We start from the raw sequence: 18,306 nt of genomic DNA, 5'->3' as shown, positions 1-18,306 counted from the left end.
GAGGCGCGCGCGAGATGCAAAAAGGAGAACGCTTTGGCGCAAGCCGCTGCAAAAATCGAACTCTTCGGACCGGCGAGCGATGAGGATCTCGCGGACGAGGCGTTGCGCCTGGCGGAAGCGGCGCGCGTCGCCGAAGCGCTGCTGTTTGCGGCCTCGGAGCCGCTAGACGAGGCGGAAATCGCGCGTCGTCTGCCCGAGGCGGTCACGGTTCACGCCGTCCTCGAGCAATTGCGCGCGGACTACGCCCAGCGCGGCGTCAACCTCGCCCGCGCCGGCCGCAAGTGGTTCTTCCGCACGGCGCCCGACCTCTCCTATGTGCTGGCGCGCGAGGAGGTCGAGCAAAAGAAGCTCTCGCGGGCCGCGATGGAGACGCTCGCGATCATCGCCTATCATCAGCCGACGACGCGCGCCGAGATCGAGGAATTGCGAGGCGTGGCCATCTCCAAGGGCACGATCGACGTGCTGCTGGAGACAGGCTGGGTGCGCCTGCGCGGCCGCCGCAAAGCGCCGGGCCGGCCGATAACCTACGGCACGACTGACCAGTTCCTCATGCATTTTGGTCTCGAGCAGATCGGTGATCTGCCCGGACTGGACGAATTGAAGCGGGACGGTCTCTTCGACGGACGTCTGCCCAAGGATTTTCGCATCCCCGCGCCGAGCGACGATCCCACGCTCCGGGAGGATGAGGAGCCGCTCGAGGAAAGCCTTCAGCCGCTCGAGATGGAGTTCGGGCTGGAGGAAGAAGAGGCGGAGCCGGCCGAGGAGAGCCCGTTGGAAGATTGATGGAGCGTGTCACGGAAGAGCGCGGAGCGGATTTCCAATCCGGACATGCTCAAGCTTCTGATTTGGACCGAGGGTCTGTCGTCGATCTCCCGCTCAGAAGCGTTCGTCGACGCCGACCCTGAAATCTTCGTGCGGCGTTTTCGCAAGATCGCGCACAAACCGCAGGGTGGTCATTTCAAAAGCCAGGTAGTTGAACAAGTTGAACAGCAGGAGCGCGCCCTGGACCGCCCAGAATTTCGGCGTGACGACCTCGGCCGATCGGCCGAAAATCTCGGCCGCGACCTGCGCGAAGAGAAGGGGCCAGCCGATGATCGAAATCCAGATGAAGAAGGACAGCGGTCGCCGGGAGAAGCCGATAAAGGCTGTGCGGAGGGGTCGATGCGCGCCGAGCGAGAGACAAGGTCGAATGATCGCCAGCGGCGCGAAGACGAGCGCGCGCAGCCACGGCACGAGCGCGCCGCCGAGGGGGATCCATTCTTTCGGCAGCTTGAGCACGAGCGCGGTCAAGCCTTCGCCCAGACCGAACATGATCAGCACGACGGCCGCGCCAATGGCCGCAGCCCATAATTCGCGGCGCCGATTGGCGGCGTAGCGGAAACGTCCGCGATCGCGATCGCGATCGAAAGGATGCAAAGCCGCCCATTGATGGACGCGTATCGCGATAAAGGCGAGAAGGCCGCCGCTGATCGCCTGCCACGTCGTCGTCAGCGCCTTGATCGTGCTCGTATCGAGCCTGAGCTGACGCCTCATCAGAAAATCCAGGCTCGGAGCAGCGGCGAAAATCAATAAAATGACGAAAGTTACGATCCAAAAGCGCAAGGGATAGCCAAAGCTGTCCTGCCAGCTCGACAGCCAGTTCTGCACAGGCCGCATCGGCGAGTCGATCGCCGTGTAGACGACAGCGCAGAGCAACCCGATCCAGAAAGCATAGACCGCGAGATCGACGACGTTGATCATGCCGCTTTCCGCTCTTACGGCGGCGATCGCCCGATGCGCGGACTTCGCGTCCCGGCGAGCGGATCGGCCAAATTTCACCGAGATCACGCTGCCTTCGGGCGGAATCGCCTGAGCGCAGAAAACGTGATCGATTCCAAAAGTTTAGAGCGCGATCTGTGCGAAAAAACGGTTTCCAATTTTTCGCATCGCGCTCTCATCGATGCCGCGATCGTTTAACGCAGGCGCGCGCATAAATCCAACGCCAAGAACACGCCCCGTAAGAACACGCCGGCGCCCGCACTGGCGGTTCCGCGTCCGAGGCGATAGAGCGAGGCGATGGACACGCCGCAAGACCCAGAGCCCAAAGCGCTCGCCTTCACGCCGCTCGTGGCGGACTCGCTCTGCGTCGAGCGGGGCCGGCGCCTCGTGCTCGAGAATGTGAGTTTCTCGCTGACGTCCGGCGAATCCTTGCGCGTCACGGGCCGCAATGGCGCGGGCAAGTCGACGTTGCTTCGCGCCCTCGCGGGGCTGTTGCCGATGCGATCCGGGCGAGTCCGGCTCGGCGTCGCCGAGGGTGAGGACACGCTCGTCGCGACGCATTATCTCGCCCATGCGGACGGCTTGCGCGGCGTGCTGACGGCGCTGGAGAATCTCCAATTCTGGCGGGCGCTTCTTTCCGCGCCGGCTTCCGCAGGCGGGCTTTCGCCCTCGGAGGCTTTGGCGCGCGTCGGCCTCGCCGCGCTCGCGGAAACGCCGATCGGCGTTCTTTCGGCCGGTCAAAAGCGCCGGATCGCCTTGGCCCGCCTTTTTGTCGCGCGCCGCCCCCTCTGGCTCCTGGACGAGCCGCTGACCGCGCTCGACTCGAAGGCGCGCGACCACTTCGCGCAGGCGATGCGCGAACATTGCCAAGAGGGCGGAATTCTCGTCGTCGCGACACATGACCCGCTCGGCTTCGAGACCACGCGCACGCTCGAGCTCGGCGCAGGAGGCCTGATATGAGTTCCGCCTTCGTCGCGTTGTTCCTGCGCGAGATGCGCATCGCCAAGCGGGTCGGCGGTTCCGCGTCGATGGGCGTGGCCTTCTTTCTGTGTCTCGTCGCGATCACGCCCTTCGCGGTCGGGCCGGATCCCAAGCTCCTCGCCCGCATCGGTCCGGCGATCTTATGGATTTCCGCCCTGCTCGCAACCTTGCTCGGACTGGATCGCCTTTTTCAGGCCGACGCCGAGGAAGGCTCGCTCGATCAGCTCCATCTCGCGAGCCTGCCGCTCGAGCTCACCGTCATCGCCAAATGCGCGGCGCATTGGGTCAGCGCCGAGTTGCCCCTCGTTCTCGCAGCGCCCTTTCTCGGGCTGATGCTCGATCAAGAGGCGGCGGCGCTGCTCGCGGTGACGGCGAGCCTGCTCATCGGCTCGCCCGCCCTCACGCTGATCGGCGCGATGGGCGCCGCCGCCACGGTGAGCGTGCGGCGCGGCGGACTGTTGATGGCGCTGCTCGTGCTGCCCCTGGCCATCCCGGTGCTGATCTTCGGCGTTTCGGCCGCAAGCGCCGCGATGACCGCCGATGCGCCGCTCGTCGCGCCTTTCGCGATCCTGGCGGCGCTGGCGCTCGCGGCGCTGGCGCTGTGCCCCTTCGCCGCGGCGTCGCTGCTGCGACAGATGTGAGCGGCGGCAGGCGGGTTAAGGGCCATGCTGCGGTCTTAATGTTCTGATTACCCTCAAGGTTGGAATTTCGCCGGCCAGGGCGCCGAAGGTGTTACCCTTAGCCGCTTAGAGCATGTTCCGGAGAAGTGCGAAGCGGTTTTCCGGTCAGGACATGCTCTAAGCTTTTGATTTGGCGCGATTCCTTGTCGCTCGAACGATTCCGTTCGAGCGGGAAACGCGCTAGAGAACGCCGTCCGGCGATGGACGCCGGCCAACGCCGATCGCGGAGCCGCCATGTTTCTTCCCCTCCATAAACGGGCGATTGCGCTTCTTTCCGCTGCGCTCGGCGCCGGCGCGCTCGCCGGTTGCGAGGAAACAGGCCTCGCCAATCGCGGCGCGGCCCCGATCCCGGCCGAAACGCTGGCGTTGATGGAGGAGGTCGGCGTCTCCAAGGACGCCCCGACGCTCATCCGAGCCTATAAGAAGGAGGCGGAGCTCGAGGTCTGGAAGAAGAAGCCGGACGGGCGTTACGCCAGGCTCAAGACCTATCCGATGTGCCGGTGGTCGGGCCAGCTCGGCCCGAAAATGCGCGAGGGAGATCGCCAAGTTCCGGAAGGATTCTACGCCATCGCGCCCGGCCAGCTCAACCCGAACTCCAGCTATTACCTTTCCTTCAACGTCGGCTATCCCAACGCCTATGACCGCGCGCATGGCGCGACGGGCGGCACGATCATGGTGCACGGCGCCTGTTCGTCGGCTGGCTGCTTCTCGATGACCGATCGGCAGATCGCCGAGATCTACGCCATCGTGCGCACCTCGCTCAGCAATGGGCAGCACGCGGTGCAGATGCAGTCCTATCCTTTCCGGATGACCGCGGAAAATCTGGCGAAGCACCGGCTCGATCCGCATCTTGCCTTCTGGCGGCAGCTCAAGGAAGGCTCCGATCACTTCGAGACCACGATGCAGGAGCCTTCCGTCGGCGTCTGCGGCGGGCGCTATGTCTTCAACGCGCAAGCCGTGAACGGGCGGGCGCTCGACCCTGAAGCCGCTTGTCCGCCGCTCGCCGTCGATCCGCAAACCGCCTCGCTCGTCGCCGAAAAGCAGCGCAAGGACGAAACGCGAATCGCAGAGCTCTCCAAGGACGTGCAGCCCGTTCGCCTTGTCTATCAGGATGGGGGCCAGCATCCGAGCTTCGCGTCGCGCATCGCCGAGGTCAGCCGCCCGGAGACTCTCGTGCCGCCGGCCGAGATCGCGGTCGAGGACAAGGGAGGCCGGGCGGGCAAGAAGGGCGCACGCCTCGCCGCGCGCGGGGCCGGCGGCGGCTCTGGCGCGAAGGAGGGCGCCGTTGCGGAAGACGGCGCAGCGCGCGGCTGGATGGCGTTGCACGGGCAGAGCGACGCCCAGCCCACCGGATCGATCCCGAAATAGCTCCTCTTCGCGGATGGGGGGAGAGTCGCGCGCGAGTTGGACACCGGCGGGCGCGCCTGTATAAGCCTGCGAACTTTCAGCCGCGACGCGGCTCGCGCCCCAGGGCGCCGAGCCCGAGACCGCGCTCCTTGGGAATAGCCGATGCTTGAAAAGCTCGTGGCGTATTGCGTGCGTTGGCCGTGGCTCGTCGTGGCCGTAACGCTCGCGCTCACGGCCGGCGGCGTTTATCTCACCGCGACGCGCTTTGCGATCGACACCGACACGAACCATCTATTTTCCAAAGACATTCCCTGGCGCGAGAATGAGATCGAGCTCTACCGGAACTTTCCGCAGCTCGACAAGCAGATCGTCGCGGTCATCGACGGCAAAACCGCGGAAGAGGCCGAGGATGCGGCCAAGCGCCTCAACGCAGCGCTCGCCGGGGCGCCTCTGATCCGGCGCAGCTGGCTGCCGGAGGACGAGGCCTTCTTCAAAGCTCACGGCCTCCTTTATCTCGACTCGGCCGAGGTTCAGAAGATCACCGCAAGTCTCATCGCCCAGCGCGCGGTGCTTCAGCCGCTCGCTCAGGATCCGACCCTGCGCGGATTGACGGCGACGCTCATCGACAACATGCGCGAGGTCGGCGACAGCAAGCGCGGGATGGAGCTCTATGTTTCGGGGCTGAAACAGATCACCGCGGTCCTCGACAAGACGCTCGCCGGAGAGCCAGCCAAGCTCGATTGGGAAAAGTTGCTCGGCGACCAATCGTCCGGCGAGGGCGCCGCGCCAAAGACCGAGGCTCCGAAGAAGGTCGAGCCCGCGGATCTGCGCCGCATCGTTTTGATCAATCCGGTTATCAACTACTCGGAACTGCAGCCGGGCGCCGAGGCGATCGCTTTTGTGCGGAAGACCGCCGCCGCTCTCGGGCTCAACGCTGAGCACTGCGTCACGCTGCGTCTTACGGGACTGGTGCCGCTGGAGGACGACGAGTTCGCGACGATCTCGGAGAACATGGGCGTCAATCTCACCGGAACGGTGGCTATCGTCGCGCTGATCCTTCTCGCGGCGTTGCGCTCGCCCAAGCTCATCTTCGCCGTGCTCGCCACCTTGCTTGCGGGCCTTGCGATGACAGCGGGCCTCGGCATTTTGCTGATCGGCCGCTTCAATATGCTTTCGGTCGCCTTCGCCGCGCTCTTCATCGGGCTGGGCGTCGATTTCGGCATTCAGTTCGCGACGCGTTACCGCGACGAGCGCCACAAGATTTTTGGCAGGGGCGACAGCGTCGATGGGGCGCTAAGCGCTGCGGCGCGGAGCATCGGCGGCTCGCTGACGCTTGCCGCAGTCTCCCTTCTGGCCGGTTTCTTCTGCTTTCTGCCGACCGACTTTAGCGGCGTTGGAGAACTTGGGCTCATCTCCGGCTTCGGCATGATCATCGCGTATCTCGCGACGCTGACCTTTCTGCCGGCTGTGATCAAGCTTTTGAGGCCGAAACCGGAAGAGTTACCGGTGGAGACCGCCTCGCTCGCCGGCGTCGATCATTGGATCGCTCGCCATCGCGCGCTGGTGATCGTTTCGGCGATCGCCGTCACGCTCGCGGGGGCGACCTTCCTTCGTCATTTGACGTTCGACTCCAATCCGATGAACCTTCGGAACGCCAAGGTGGAGTCGGTCGCGACCTTTCTCGATCTCGCGAAAAATCCTCAGACGGCGCCGAACACGATCGAGATCATCCAGCCTTCACTTGAAGCGGCGCGCGACGTCGCGGCCCAAGCCGCGAGCCTTCCGGAGGTCGATCATATCGTCGACGTCGACTCTCTGATCCCCAAGAACCAGGAAGAGAAGCTGCGGCTCATCGAGCACGCCGCCCGACAGTTGCGCGACACGCTCGCGCCGAAGCAGAAACCCGCGCCGACCGACGCCGAAACCGTGAAGGCGTTGGAGACGGCCTCGATGCTGATGAGTGGGCAAATGGATCCGCGGGCGATGGCGGCGGCGGGGATGGACCCGCGCGCGGCGGCCCAGGCGGCCGCTGCCGCTGGCCTCGATCCGCGCGCCGCAAAGCAAAGGCGCCGCGGCGGCCGTCAGGACCGAGGCGCGGCGGTTCCGCCAAACCCCGGCCCGGGGGCTATTCCCCAGCCCGCGCCTCCCCCGGAAGTCGCAAGCTTCGCCAAGGCGCTGGCGGCGCTCGCCAAAGCCGACCCGGCGACGCGCGAGCGCGCGCAGCAGGCGGTGTTCTCCGATTTCGAGCGCCTGCTTAAGGATCTGCGCGTCCAACTCGACGCACATGCCGTGACGGAGAACTCGCTGCCCGATCGCATATTGCGCGACTGGGTGTCCGAAGAGGGGCAATATCGCATCGAGGTGTTTCCGAAGGGGGACAGCAACGACAGCAAGGTCATGACCACCTTCGCCGAAGCCTTGAGGCGTATCGCGCCCGACGCGAGCGGGCCGCCGATCGTCGTCGCGCAGGCCGGGGTGACGGTCGTGGACGCCTTCAAGCGGGCGGGCCTTTACGCATTCAGCGCAATCTTCTTGATTCTCGTCGTGGCGCTGCGCAATCCCTGGCACGTCGCGCTCACGCTCGGCCCGCTGGTTCTTGCGGGCGTTTTGAGCCTCGAGACCGCCGACGCGCTCGGCATGTCGCTGAACTTTGCGAACATCATCGCCTTGCCGTTGATGTTGGCGGTCGGCGTCGCCTTTCACATTTATTACGTCATCGCCTGGCGCAAAGGCATTTCCGACATGCTCGCCTCGAGCCTCACCCGCGCGATCTTCTTTTCCTCCCTCACGACGGGAACGGCCTTCGGCAGCCTGATGCTTTCGTCCCATCCCGGGACGGCGAGCATGGGCAAGCTTCTGGCGATTTCGTTGTTCTTCACGCTGGTTGCGGCTTTCTTCGTGGTGCCGGCCTTCCTCGGGCCGCCGCGTCGCAAGGCGAAAGAGGATGCGACGCAGCCCGGCTGATCTTCGCACTGCAGCAAGAATGTGATAGGAGATTGGCTCCATGAAGCATGGACGGCTCGCCCTCGTCGCTCTCGCCCTCCTCGTAGGAAGTCCCTCGCTCGCGACGGAGCCGCCGATCTATGGCGTCTGGCTGCGTGACGAGCACGAAGAGCGGCTGGAGTTTTACGACTGCGACGGAAAGCTTTGCGCCCGCGAGGACAATGTCGTCTCGATTTATGGCGGTCCGCCAAAGATCATTCTTCGATCTGCCGTCAAGGCTGGCGCCAATCAGTGGAAGGGCGAGCTGTTCAACCCCGAGAACGGCAAGACCTACAGCGGTAAGATTCAATACAACCCGCCCAATCAGCTGACGCTGACGGGATGCCTGATCGCCTTCCTCTGCCAGAGCGAAACCTGGACGCGCTCGGATAAGACGCCGGCAAACAGCCCGGCGCCGACGCCGTTGCACGGCCCCGCGGCGCCGACGGCAGCGCACGGCAAGCCCAAATAGGCTCTATGTCGAAGTAGGCGCTAAGCCCAAGTGGCCAGGCTCTCGCGCGGCTTGTCTAGCGAACAGCCGGTTTCGACTTTTCGCGTCGCGCTTTAGCGGGTTTCCTGCTCGAACAGAATCGTTCGAGCGATAAGGAATCGCGCCAAGTCAAAAAGTTAGAGCATGTCTTGATCGGAAAACCGCTTCGCACTTTTCCGTGACATGCTCGAGCGATCAGGCGAGGCCGTCCGCGGAGCCTTCGGATGGCGCGAAGAACAGCCGCAAAACCTGCGGATCGCCGCTGTCCTCTACGGGAATATGCCAGAATTTCGAATCCATGAGCGGAAAGCGCTCGAATGGCACGTGAATCTCGCATAGGCGAGATTTATGGCGAAGGCCGCGCGCCATCGCTCGATCAAGAATATCGAGGAGTTCCTCCTGGCGATCTGGGGCTGCGGCGACTGTCAGCATCGTTTGATTGGCCAACGGAAAAGCGCGATCGAACATTTGCTCGCATTGGGATGACGCCATTTTCTTCCCCCAGAGCCACAATGGAACGAACTCTTTTACCTCACCCCGACCTTGGTCGCACCAACGCCTGAAAACTGGGGGCTGAAGAAAGCGCCCCTGAATTCACACGGCAATTGGATCGCCGACTGACCTCACTGGAGTTCCGTCTCCGGTCGAACGAGTGGGTTTGATTCAGACGGCAGGAAAACGACTATTCGAAGGCAGGCGCTCTTTCTTCATTCTCGTTCGCCGTCAGTTAGACGTCGGCGCCTGTTGGTGACCGCCACCGTGAAGGCGGTTCTCCTGAGGCGATATTTGAAGAAGGGCGCTGCCGGCAATGGCGAAGACATAATCGATTTCGCCGCCGTCACAAGGGGTCCGGCAAGCTCGCAAACAACGAGGCCAACCCGGGCCGGCTTTTCGAGCCGCTCAGGTCACACGATGAGGCCGCGGTATTTTATTGCGATGAGCACGATTAGCATCGCGACGAAGCTCACCACGCCTTCGCCCGCTTTCGGGCCCGACGCGGGAAGAAGGATCAAAGTCTGCGACTTGCTTGTGTTAGCGGCGCGGGACGCTTCAACGGCGGAGGCTGAGGTCTGCGGAAGCGGGGAAGGACCGAGCGAGTCATTCGCAGATGTTTCCAGAGTTCTGACTGTGCTCCCAATCGTTGCGTTATCGCCACCGCTGATGTGATTCGCCTGGGCTTGCGCGGATGCTGCGCCCCCCGAGAGGATGAACGCGGCCACGCAAAGCCGAGCGACCCTTTTATACATAGCCGCACTCCCTAGAGATGACCTGAATAGATCCTGGGCGACCCCCAGCTTCGGCAGGGTTAGCCGATGCCGTGTCACAGCCAGAACGCGTGGCAATGCGTTCATTTTGGAGTCGCGCGCCCTGAATGTAAATCGAGCCCGCCCGCGAATGGCTAAAAATTTCCCTGGTGTTGCAAATTTACCACACCGGCTTCACCTGCGCCTCGTTTTCGCTGCTTGAGTGGAATCGCTCAAACACAGACAGCGTTATCGATTCCAAAGTTTTAAAGCGCGATTGGGGCGAAAAACAGATTTCCACTTTTTCGCATCGCGCCCAAAGCATGTCCCGGAAAAATGCGAAGCAGTTTCTCGGTCAGGACATGCTCTAAGTTTTTGATCTCGAGCCTAGTCCCTTTCGATCGCGTGATTCCGCGCGATCGGAACGCGCGCCCGCGCGGGTTTCCAGGTCGGCGCTCACAGTCGAGAGGCCGAGGCCCGCAGAGCCGAGGCGCAGAGGCTCGCCAAGGAGCAATTGGCCGATTGGCGTCGGCGTCAGGCGCGTTGGGCGGCAACAGAGCGCTCCGGAGAAAGAACGCGCATCGCCAAGCTTCACGAGGAATTTCGTCGCGGCTGCCCGCCCGCGCAAGACAGGCGCCGCGACGATTGGCTTGGGACCGATGACGAATGCGCGGCCATCCTCAATGAAAAGCGCATCGGCCGCTGGCGTTGGGGCGGCGCGGAGACTCGCTGTTCGGAAGAGATGCTGAGGATCCTAAGCGATGTCGCGGCGAAGGGCCGCTAAGCAGCCATTGCATCGAGAAGAACGAGGGTAAGATGAAGAAGCTCGGTCGACAGGCGGCCATTGGCCTCGATGATGATCTGCTGTCCTGGTATGTGGTCGAAGTTCGCAACGGCCGCGAGGGGCATGTCTGCCGAACGCTGCTTGCCTCAGGACTTACGGCCTGGCGGCCGGTGAGGAGCATCAAGCAAATAGTTCGGGAGCGCGGAAAAGCGCCGAGGGCGCAGACGCGCCGTGTCTCACGCTTTGGGAGCTATGTGTTCCTCCAGGCCGAACGCCGGCTCATGGAGGAAGGATGGCTGCTCTCAGAGGTTTTGAACCTCGCTGACGTGCTGCTCGTTGTGCGAGAGGCCGGGAGCCGGAAAGCGGCGGCGATGCCGCGAGGTCTTGTCGAATTTTATCGAAATTCACAGCCCGCCGAGCGCGATGCAGATTGCCCGAAAATCTCCGAAGGTTGTAAGGTTCGCATCTTGGTCGGACCCGCAAGCGGACGCGAAGGAATCGTCGCGAGAGTTGACCGCGAGCGCGTTCTGCGCCTAACTTTGCTCGATCCTGAAGGGGGGCCGACCCCGGCGACGATCATTTGCGAAGTCGGCCACGTCGATCTGCTGGAGTTGTGCCGACGGCCCCCGACGCAGACGACGTCTCACAAAGCCGCTTGAGACCTTGATGGCTCGCGGCGAAGTGCGAAGCCATACCAAAATAGGAAGCGCTCTCGCCGATGCGTAGAGCGCATCGCGGCGCGCTTCGGGCGGCGCGCGCCTTCGCGATTCGCAACGTCGCGAAAAATCAAGAAAAGCCGGTTGTTCGGCCCAGTGCCGGCCTCGCAATCGCCCATCAGACTCCCCGTGGAAAGAACGCAACCAGAGCATAGCTCTAAACAGAGGAGCAAGGCGCATGACTCATTTTTCCCTCCCCCGAACGGGCTCGATCCGCATGAAAAAAGCGGCGCTTGCCTCCATGCTCGCGATCTTTGGGGTGACGCTGACGTCCCTCCCTTCCTCAGCAGCTGAGGAGAGCGAAAGACTACATTCCGGTAATGGCGGCTGGTCGAATTATCCGCAGGACCCCAGTTATTTCCCGACTGTTCTGTGGCTGCAGGACCTGCGCACGACGATCCCCGGTTACTCTTCATTCCTGGCGGCCATGAAGGGCACGGGGATGAATACGCTTTTGGACCTGAATGGCTATACGGGCGGACTGTGGTGGCCGTCGAGCTTCGGCGTGGACAACACCGGCTTCTTCGCCCAAATCGCCGCCGCGGGAATCTACCTCATTCCGCAGGTCAACTCGGCGACGAACCTACCGGGTTGCTCCGGCGGTTGCATCGGCAACCTCAGCCCCAACAACACGGATGTGAACTCGGTCGCGTCCTATCAAGCGCTCATCGCAAACACAGGGCTCAAGTCAACGATCATCGGCTATGTCATGGGCGACGAGCCTCAGACCGGCTCCTGCACGCAATGGCCGATGAGCGGCATCCCGAACGAAGTCGCGAAATATCAGACCTATGATTCCACGCGTCCATTTTTCATGAACAGCACGGACTATGTTTTTAATTCAGGCTGGTGCTCTGGGACACTCAATCAGGATTTTATGAAAGCAGTGCCCATCGGATCGATGGACTCATATCCTCTCATCAACCCCTGGACCACCTCTAACGCCAAAGGCTCCGGAACGCCCGTCGACTCGCTTTGGATCCAGGGCTGGTCTGTCGCTCAAATGATCTCGCAGCGTGTTGCTGGCGCGCCCTTCTGGGCCTTCGTTGAGTCTGGGTCGGACGCGCTCGGCTTTGGTGGAAGCGGCAACGGCTTTACCTGCAACGCATCGACCAACAGCTGCACGAACGGATCGTGGACGATCTATCAGCGTGCTCCCGCCAATCTCGTCAACGCCGAGGTCTGGATGAGCATCATCAATGGCGCGACCGGCATCGAATATTTCTGCGAGGACACGACGGCCAGCTTTGCCTACTGCATGGGAGAAGGCGGGAGCGCCGGCGCGCTCGCGGGGCAGGCGAATGTCACCTACATGAACTCAAATCTCAAATCCTTCGCGCCGGTTCTCAACGCCGCGACGGTCGGCAGATGCACGATGAACACGGGCATGGCCTACGCCAATTACACCACGTCGTGCACAAATGGGATCCTGACTGTCTCGACGGGAACATCGACGGTTCCGGCGTCGGCGTTGGTCAAGAGCTATGGCGGCGCAACCTATCTCATCGCGCAGCCGGATCGTAACGGCACGGCGGCGTTCACCTTCACGCTGACGGGTCTTGCGGGCAAGACGGCGAAGGTGGTTTACGATAGCAACTCTCGCTATGACAGCACCCACACGAGCCTCAACTCGACTCACCCGGTGAATTCCTCAGCGCAATTTACTGACACGTTCGGCGCGAACGGTGACAACTATCAAGTCAAGATTTACAAAATCCAATGAGAGGTCTCGCGCGATCTCCATACCGCGAGGCTCCGCCCGTCCCCGTTTATAATGCAGGAGATCTATAGGGCGCCTTCAACCCGTCGCAGGCGACGGGCAATGGGCGGAGGGCGCTCGCCTGCGGAGGAGGAAATCAGCATGCAATTTTTTTTGTTGGCCCGTCACGCGCGCCTCGCGGTTCCCACCGCCCTCTCGGCGACCCTGCTTGCGACGCCTTTAGCGGCGCAGGGGCCGCAGCAAGCGTCGGTCACCATCAATCCCGCGCAAGTGGGGGCGACGCTCACGAATCAGATTCTCGGCGCCAACATGGGAAATTGGTTCGATCCCACGCGGCCGGGTCTGGCCTCCACCATGGCTGGAGTGGGCTTCACAACGACGCGCTGGCCCGGCGGCTCCAATAGCGATCTCTATCACCTGGCGACCAACAGCGATTGCTTCGGCGCTTACGTCAGTCCCAACGCAACCTTCGACAATTTCGTCAACGATATCGTCAAACCGGCCGGCCTCACGCTCGCGATCACGCTCAATTATGGCACGAACGCCGCCTGCACCGGCGGCGGCGATCCCAAGGAGGCGGCGGCGTGGGTCTCCTACGCCAAATCCAAGGGCTATGCGGTCAGCCATTGGACGATCGGCAACGAAGTTTACGGAACTTGGGAAAAGGATCTGCACGCCCTTCCCAACGACCCGACGACCTACGCCAATGCTGTGTCGACGGGCTTTTATCCTGCGATCAAGGCGGTCGACCCCAACGCGCAGGTTGGCGTCGTCGTCGACGCCGGCGACCGTTGGGGCGTCGCGAACTGGGATCAGATCGTGCTGTCCAAGGCGTCTTACGATTTCGTCGAGTACCACTGGTATGCGCAAGGGGCGGGCTATGAGAACGATTCCTATCTGATCTCCTCGACGCCGGCCCAGCTGGCGCAAAACATCGCGACGATCAGACAGGAGCTTGCGGCCGCCGGCAAGCCGAACACGCCGATCATCATCGGGGAGCTCGGCTCGGTGAACCAGAACCCCGGCAAGCAGTCGATGTCGATCACGCAGGCGCTCTTCGCAGGCGAGGTCCTGGGCGAGCTCATGCAGGCCGGCATTCCCACGGCGAATTGGTGGATCGCCCACGGCGACTGCCGCGATCCTTCTGGCGGGGGCAATTACGCGTCCTCGCTCTATGGCTGGCAGAATTTCGGGGGATATCAGATCATTTCCGACGGCTTGCCGACCTATGGCTGCGCCAATGCGCCGACAATCCCCCTCAACACTTTGTTGCCGACGGCGCAGGCCTTCAAGCTCGCCAGCCTCGTGGCCCGGAACGGCGAGCACATGCTCGGCTCGACCCTTGGCGGCGCGGGCGTGGCCAATCTGCGCGCCTACGCCATGACCAACCAGGGGGGGACCGCCGTCATGCTCTTCAACCTCAATCAGTCGAGCTCTTTGCAAGTGACGATCGGGGTGACGGGGGTCTCTCAATCGTCGGGCGTCACCGTCAGCAGTTACGACCGCGGGACCTATGATTGGTCGACGAGAAACATCTGGAGGGGCGTCACAACCAGCTCGCTTGGGGCGAAATCCCTCCCGCTCGCGCTGACCTTGACGCCCTGGAGCATGACCGTGGTGCAATTCAAGTAGCCGGCGCGATTCATATCCCTGTTCCGCCCCGCGCGCGCGAGAGCGGGAAGCGTGAGCCCCGGCGCCGGAGAGGCGGCCGGGGCTTTTTTCTGCGCTCGGGTTGTGGCCTCGGCCGGGATGCGCGCTGGCCGGCGAGGGGGAGAACTCGGGGCTTGACCGGAACGTTTGGCGAATCTCTCCATCCCGTTCCACGGGTTTTCCACGAGTCCGAGGCGCATGTTCTTGCGCCGTTCTGCATCGAGCTGCGCGGACGCTTTTGCGCGCGCTCGCAGAAACTATCTGTTTTTCATGGAGATGCCTGGTGCTGCAAGAGAGGATTGAACTCTCGACCTCTCCCTTACCAAGGGAGTGCTCTACCACTGAGCTACTGCAGCAGCATTTAGGCTTGCGGCTTGTGCCATAGGCGCGCATGGCAGGCAAGCCGGGGAGGGCGGCGAGGATAGCGAAATCCACGAGCCCGGGCTTCGCGGGGCTGCGAAGGCCCGCTGGCGCGCGACGAACTCCCGCGTCAAGCTAAGCAAATTGCAATTGCAATTATTACAACCACAGGTAGTATGAGCGTCGGTCGGAGACGGCTGGGCGCGCATGGCGATCCTGCTCGGCGCCCCCGGCTGAAACCACATTAAAGCCGCGTCGGTCGCAGGGCTCGCGCGCCCTGGGCGCACGGGTGACGGCGCGCGCACGGGAAGGAGGTCGCCATGACGGAATCTTATCTCACCGACGATCGCTGGGCGCTGGTTGCGTCCCGCGTGCCCGGCAAAGACGGCGACCCCGGCCGTCATGGCCGCGACAATCGACTCTTTATCGAAGCCGTCTTCTGGATCGTGCGCACCGGCTCCCCTTGGCGCAGCCTCCCGCCGCAATTCGGCAAATGGTCCACCAACTACACCCGTTTCCGCCGCTGGACGCAAAAGCAGCTCTGGCCCGTCGTGCTGAACGCGCTGGCGGCCGACGAAACCTGCGAGTTCTTTTATGAGGAGGGCGTTATCCGCCATGCGCCGCTGCGCCGGCTCATCGCCCAGGACGCTGGGTCAACGATCGAAAAGGCGGCTTGAGGACTTCGATCGGCTGCGCCGGCGCAACTTCACGCCGTCGCGCCGGCGAGCGCTCGAAATCACGCTGAATCAAAAAGCCGAAGCGAATTTTGCTCGCCCGGGCCAGTCAATTTCTGTGCAATCCGCTCTCGCGCCTTCGAAATGCTCGGATTTGAGCGCGCTTGTCGGGTCGGCCGAGCCGGCAAGCGACTCGTGGTTCTTCCCTCGCCATGTCGTAGCCTCTGCGAGGCCGCGCGAGTCCCGCGCCTCGCTGGCGAAGATTCGCTCCGAACGGCGCAAGCCCCGCGCAGGCCTTCCTTGCATGCTGCATGCGACGCCGGCCTTCTGCTTGCCGGGGTGGACAAAGCTTGGCGCACGTGGTTTGGCTAGAATCATCGGCTTCGCTTCCCAAAAGAGCGCGCCGGTCTCGCCGCAACGAAGAGGCCATGCTCCGTCCTGCTCTCGCCGCTGTCACCGTCTTGTCTTGCGCTTGCGCTTTTGACGCCGCGCGCGCCGATTTCCGACTGTGCAACAAGACGTCCGGGCGTGTGAGCGTCGCGCTTGCCTATACGGACGGGCGCAACTGGTTCATCGAGGGCTGGTGGAATCTGCGGCCGACGGCCTGTGAAAACCTGCTGCGTGGACCGCTCGCCGCGCAGTATTACTACGTTTACGCGATGGACGAGCGCGGCGGCGAATGGAAAGGCAAGTCCTTCATGTGCACGCGCGATCGCGAGTTCAAGATCGAAGGCCGCGAGGATTGCTTCGCGCGCGGTTTCGATCGCACGGGTTTTTTCGAGGTCGACACGGGTCACGATGCACGCAGCTGGACGGTGGAGCTGACGGATCCCGCGCAAGCGGTTCCCCACGCGCCCGCCGTCGAGCGCTAGCTCCTCTTCCCTGACTTCCTCACGAAAGGGATAAATCATTCCATGAGAAGGCTGCGGCGCGTGAAGATCATCGCCACTTTGGGGCCGGCAAGCGTCGACCGTGCGGTCGTCGCCTCGCTCGCCGCCGCCGGCGCCGACCTCTTCCGCATCAACATGAGCCACACGGATCACGCCTCGCTCGCCAATTACGTGCGAATGATCCGCGAGATCGAAGTCGAGCTGTCGCGCTCGATCGGCGTGCTGGTCGATCTGCAGGGGCCGAAGCTCCGCATCGGCGCTTTTGCCGAAGGCTCGGCGCATCTGCGCAAGGGCGACGCCTTGCTCTTCGATCTCGATCCGACTCCGGGAGACGCCAATCGCGTCTGCTTGCCGCATCCCGAGATCGTGGCCGCGCTGAACGTCGGCCACACGGTGCTCATCGACGACGGCAGGGTGCGGCTCAAGGTCGTCGAGGCCATGCAGGACCAAGTCCGAGCCGTCGTCGAGGTTGCCGGCCGCATCTCCAATCGCAAAGGCGTGAGCCTGCCCGACACCGACATTCCGATCACCTCGATGACGAGCAAGGATCACGCCGATCTCGTCGCGGCGCTGGCGGAGGGCGCCGATTGGATTGCGATTTCCTTCGTCCAGCGTCCCGAGGACGTGGTCGAAGTGAAGCAGATCGTGCAGGGCCGCGCGCTGGTGATGGCCAAGATCGAAAAGCCGCAGGCCATTGCGCGACTCGACGAGGTGATCGAGGTCTCCGACGCGCTGATGGTCGCACGCGGCGATCTGGGCGTCGAAATGCCGCTGGAGAGGGTGCCGGGGCTGCAGAAGCGCATCAATCGCGCGGCCCGTCGCGTCGGCAAGCCCGTGGTCGTCGCCACGCAAATGCTCGAGTCGATGATTCTCTCGCCGCTCCCCACCCGGGCGGAGGTGTCCGACGTCGCGACCGCCGTCTATGAGGGCGCCGACGCCGTCATGCTCTCGGCCGAGAGCGCTGCGGGCCAATATCCGCGAGAGGCCGTGGCGACGATGAGCCGCATCGCGGAGGAGGTCGAAACCGATACGGTCTATCGCGCGATCGTCAACGCCCAGCGCGCCGAGCCGCCCAACCCCACGGTCGCCGATGCGATCGCGGCCGCCGCGCGCGACGTCGCGCAGACGATCGGCGTGAAGGCGATCTGCGCCTGGACCGACTCCGGCGCGACCGCTCTGCGCATCGCGCGCGAAAGGCCCGCTTCGCCGATTCTCGCGCTCACGCCGAAGCGAGACACGGCCCGACGCCTCGCGCTCGTCTGGGGCGTGCATGCGTTGCAGACGCCGGATCCTTCGAGCGTCGAGGATATGGTGCATCGCGCCTGCAGCTCGGCGCAGAGCCAAGGCTTCGGCGAGGAAGGAGACCGTGTCGCGATCGTCGCCGGCATGCCCTTCGGCTCGCCGGGCGCGACCAATATGATCCGCATCGCGACGGTTGGCGAGTAAAGCTCGCTCGAATCTGCGGCGTTCCAAAACGAAAAAGGCCCTGCGAGCAGGACCTTTCTCCCGGCGGGTCTCAAATCGGGCGCGACTTACCACTCAACCCACTGGTCGCCTTGCCAATATCCACGGCCGCCGTGCTCGCGCCAGACATAGTGTTCACGCGGTCCCCATCGCCACGCGTCGGGGTGGACGACGACCCCCGATTGGGCCGGGAATTCGTATCTTTCGCTCCTGTGCCAACAATCGACGCCCGAGCACACGATTGCAGCCTGCGAGCTTTCAACAGAGGCGACGAGAGCTGCGGCGGCGACGGCGCCTGCTAGAACGAGTCTCGTTGCGGAACTCCTGTTCTGATGTCTTGCGGCAACAACCGGGCTCCTTGCCCTTTGTTCCGGCGAACCATCAATGAAATCCAGGTCACACGCCCGCGCATGCGTTCGTCGCCTATAGGGGAAATGTGATCAATTCCGAAAAGGTGGAACGCGCCTTATGCGCAGCCTCCACCTTCTTGCAGCGCGCTCGCCTGATCAGATTTCGCGCCAGAGGGGGAACAAGCAATAAAATGCGCTTCCGCTAAATTCAGTGCG

Annotated in this window: 14 protein-coding genes and 1 tRNA gene; 12 read left to right on the top strand and 3 right to left on the bottom strand. The window is 63.2% G+C overall.

Annotated features, from left to right (window positions below):
* The first annotated feature begins 33 nt into the window (after positions 1-33).
* A complete protein-coding gene (gene scpB / locus QMG80_RS20840) occupies positions 34-783 on the top strand; it encodes an SMC-Scp complex subunit ScpB (protein WP_085770927.1) in 750 nt (249 codons plus the stop codon).
* A 93-nt stretch (positions 784-876) separates the two neighbouring features.
* Here the strand turns inward: scpB and QMG80_RS20835 are convergent, their stop codons facing one another.
* Positions 877-1,740, bottom strand: a complete 864-nt coding sequence (locus QMG80_RS20835; protein ID WP_085770926.1) for a hypothetical protein — start codon at positions 1,738-1,740, stop codon at positions 877-879.
* A gap of 315 nt (positions 1,741-2,055) precedes the next feature.
* Between QMG80_RS20835 and ccmA the strand changes: the two genes are divergently transcribed.
* The 5 genes from ccmA to QMG80_RS20810 all read left to right on the top strand — a co-directional run bounded on the left by ccmA (position 2,056) and on the right by QMG80_RS20810 (position 8,220).
* Positions 2,056-2,718 (top strand): heme ABC exporter ATP-binding protein CcmA, encoded by a 663-nt coding sequence (gene ccmA / locus QMG80_RS20830; RefSeq protein ID WP_085770924.1) that lies wholly within the window; start codon positions 2,056-2,058, stop codon positions 2,716-2,718.
* Positions 2,715-3,380 carry a heme exporter protein CcmB gene (gene ccmB, locus QMG80_RS20825; protein ID WP_085770923.1) on the top strand — a complete coding sequence of 222 codons (666 nt, stop codon included), beginning with the start codon at positions 2,715-2,717 and terminating at the stop codon, positions 3,378-3,380. The genes ccmA and ccmB overlap by 4 nt, the downstream gene beginning before the upstream one ends.
* Positions 3,381-3,653: 273 nt before the next feature.
* Positions 3,654-4,787, top strand: a complete 1,134-nt coding sequence (locus QMG80_RS20820) for a L,D-transpeptidase family protein (protein ID WP_085770922.1) — start codon at positions 3,654-3,656, stop codon at positions 4,785-4,787.
* Between the two features lie 141 nt (positions 4,788-4,928).
* Positions 4,929-7,730, top strand: coding sequence for an MMPL family transporter (locus QMG80_RS20815; RefSeq protein WP_085770921.1), 2,802 nt, complete (start codon positions 4,929-4,931; stop codon positions 7,728-7,730).
* Between the two features lie 40 nt (positions 7,731-7,770).
* A complete protein-coding gene (locus QMG80_RS20810; RefSeq protein WP_085770920.1) occupies positions 7,771-8,220 on the top strand; it encodes a DUF2147 domain-containing protein in 450 nt (149 codons plus the stop codon).
* Positions 8,221-8,433: 213 nt separating this feature from the next.
* On the opposite strand, the gene QMG80_RS20805 is transcribed toward QMG80_RS20810, so the two are convergent.
* Entirely contained in the window at positions 8,434-8,730 is a 297-nt protein-coding gene (locus tag QMG80_RS20805; protein WP_085770919.1) for a hypothetical protein, read from the bottom strand.
* A 1,568-nt stretch (positions 8,731-10,298) separates the two neighbouring features.
* On the opposite strand from QMG80_RS20805, the gene nusG reads away from it, so the two are divergent.
* The 3 genes from nusG to QMG80_RS20790 all read left to right on the top strand — a co-directional run bounded on the left by nusG (position 10,299) and on the right by QMG80_RS20790 (position 14,334).
* Complete coding sequence (gene nusG / locus QMG80_RS20800; protein WP_085770915.1) at positions 10,299-10,925, top strand: transcription termination/antitermination protein NusG; 627 nt, start codon at positions 10,299-10,301, stop codon at positions 10,923-10,925.
* 235 nt (positions 10,926-11,160) lie between these two features.
* Positions 11,161-12,705, top strand: coding sequence for a hypothetical protein (locus tag QMG80_RS20795; protein ID WP_085770913.1), 1,545 nt, complete (start codon positions 11,161-11,163; stop codon positions 12,703-12,705).
* Positions 12,706-12,843: 138 nt separating this feature from the next.
* On the top strand, positions 12,844-14,334 hold the full coding sequence (locus QMG80_RS20790) for a hypothetical protein (RefSeq protein WP_158658642.1): 1,491 nt from the start codon (positions 12,844-12,846) through the stop codon (positions 14,332-14,334).
* A 299-nt stretch (positions 14,335-14,633) separates the two neighbouring features.
* Here the strand turns inward: QMG80_RS20790 and QMG80_RS20785 are convergent.
* Positions 14,634-14,708: transfer RNA gene (locus tag QMG80_RS20785), tRNA-Thr, on the bottom strand.
* A 324-nt stretch (positions 14,709-15,032) separates the two neighbouring features.
* On the opposite strand from QMG80_RS20785, the gene QMG80_RS20780 reads away from it, so the two are divergent.
* The 3 genes from QMG80_RS20780 to pyk all read left to right on the top strand — a co-directional run bounded on the left by QMG80_RS20780 (position 15,033) and on the right by pyk (position 17,722).
* On the top strand, positions 15,033-15,389 hold the full coding sequence (locus tag QMG80_RS20780) for a transposase (RefSeq protein ID WP_085770911.1): 357 nt from the start codon (positions 15,033-15,035) through the stop codon (positions 15,387-15,389).
* A 425-nt stretch (positions 15,390-15,814) separates the two neighbouring features.
* A complete protein-coding gene (locus tag QMG80_RS20775; RefSeq protein WP_085770909.1) occupies positions 15,815-16,258 on the top strand; it encodes a DUF1036 domain-containing protein in 444 nt (147 codons plus the stop codon).
* A gap of 42 nt (positions 16,259-16,300) precedes the next feature.
* Positions 16,301-17,722, top strand: coding sequence for a pyruvate kinase (pyk, locus tag QMG80_RS20770; protein WP_085770908.1), 1,422 nt, complete (start codon positions 16,301-16,303; stop codon positions 17,720-17,722).
* The last annotated feature ends 584 nt before the right edge of the window (positions 17,723-18,306 follow it).

This window comes from Methylocystis bryophila (genome assembly GCF_027925445.1).
GTDB lineage: Bacteria > Pseudomonadota > Alphaproteobacteria > Rhizobiales > Beijerinckiaceae > Methylocystis > Methylocystis bryophila.
The sequence above is the reverse complement of the archived record's forward strand: the minus strand, read 5'-3'. Positions and strand labels throughout refer to the sequence as shown.

Bases quoted from the DNA above. Each gene is read 5' to 3' on its own strand.
- QMG80_RS20815 (WP_085770921.1), top strand. From the start codon at position 4,929: ATGCTTGAAAAGCTCGTGGCGTATTGCGTGCGTTGGCCGTGGCTCGTC.
- QMG80_RS20795 (WP_085770913.1), top strand. From the start codon at position 11,161: ATGACTCATTTTTCCCTCCCCCGAACGGGCTCGATCCGCATGAAAAAA.
- QMG80_RS20820 (WP_085770922.1), top strand. From the start codon at position 3,654: ATGTTTCTTCCCCTCCATAAACGGGCGATTGCGCTTCTTTCCGCTGCG.
- QMG80_RS20835 (WP_085770926.1), bottom strand. From the start codon at position 1,740: ATGATCAACGTCGTCGATCTCGCGGTCTATGCTTTCTGGATCGGGTTG.
- QMG80_RS20780 (WP_085770911.1), top strand. From the start codon at position 15,033: ATGACGGAATCTTATCTCACCGACGATCGCTGGGCGCTGGTTGCGTCC.
- QMG80_RS20805 (WP_085770919.1), bottom strand. From the start codon at position 8,730: ATGGCGTCATCCCAATGCGAGCAAATGTTCGATCGCGCTTTTCCGTTG.
- QMG80_RS20790 (WP_158658642.1), top strand. From the start codon at position 12,844: ATGCAATTTTTTTTGTTGGCCCGTCACGCGCGCCTCGCGGTTCCCACC.
- pyk (WP_085770908.1), top strand. From the start codon at position 16,301: ATGAGAAGGCTGCGGCGCGTGAAGATCATCGCCACTTTGGGGCCGGCA.
- QMG80_RS20775 (WP_085770909.1), top strand. From the start codon at position 15,815: ATGCTCCGTCCTGCTCTCGCCGCTGTCACCGTCTTGTCTTGCGCTTGC.
- ccmB (WP_085770923.1), top strand. From the start codon at position 2,715: ATGAGTTCCGCCTTCGTCGCGTTGTTCCTGCGCGAGATGCGCATCGCC.
- ccmA (WP_085770924.1), top strand. From the start codon at position 2,056: ATGGACACGCCGCAAGACCCAGAGCCCAAAGCGCTCGCCTTCACGCCG.
- QMG80_RS20810 (WP_085770920.1), top strand. From the start codon at position 7,771: ATGAAGCATGGACGGCTCGCCCTCGTCGCTCTCGCCCTCCTCGTAGGA.
- nusG (WP_085770915.1), top strand. From the start codon at position 10,299: ATGAAGAAGCTCGGTCGACAGGCGGCCATTGGCCTCGATGATGATCTG.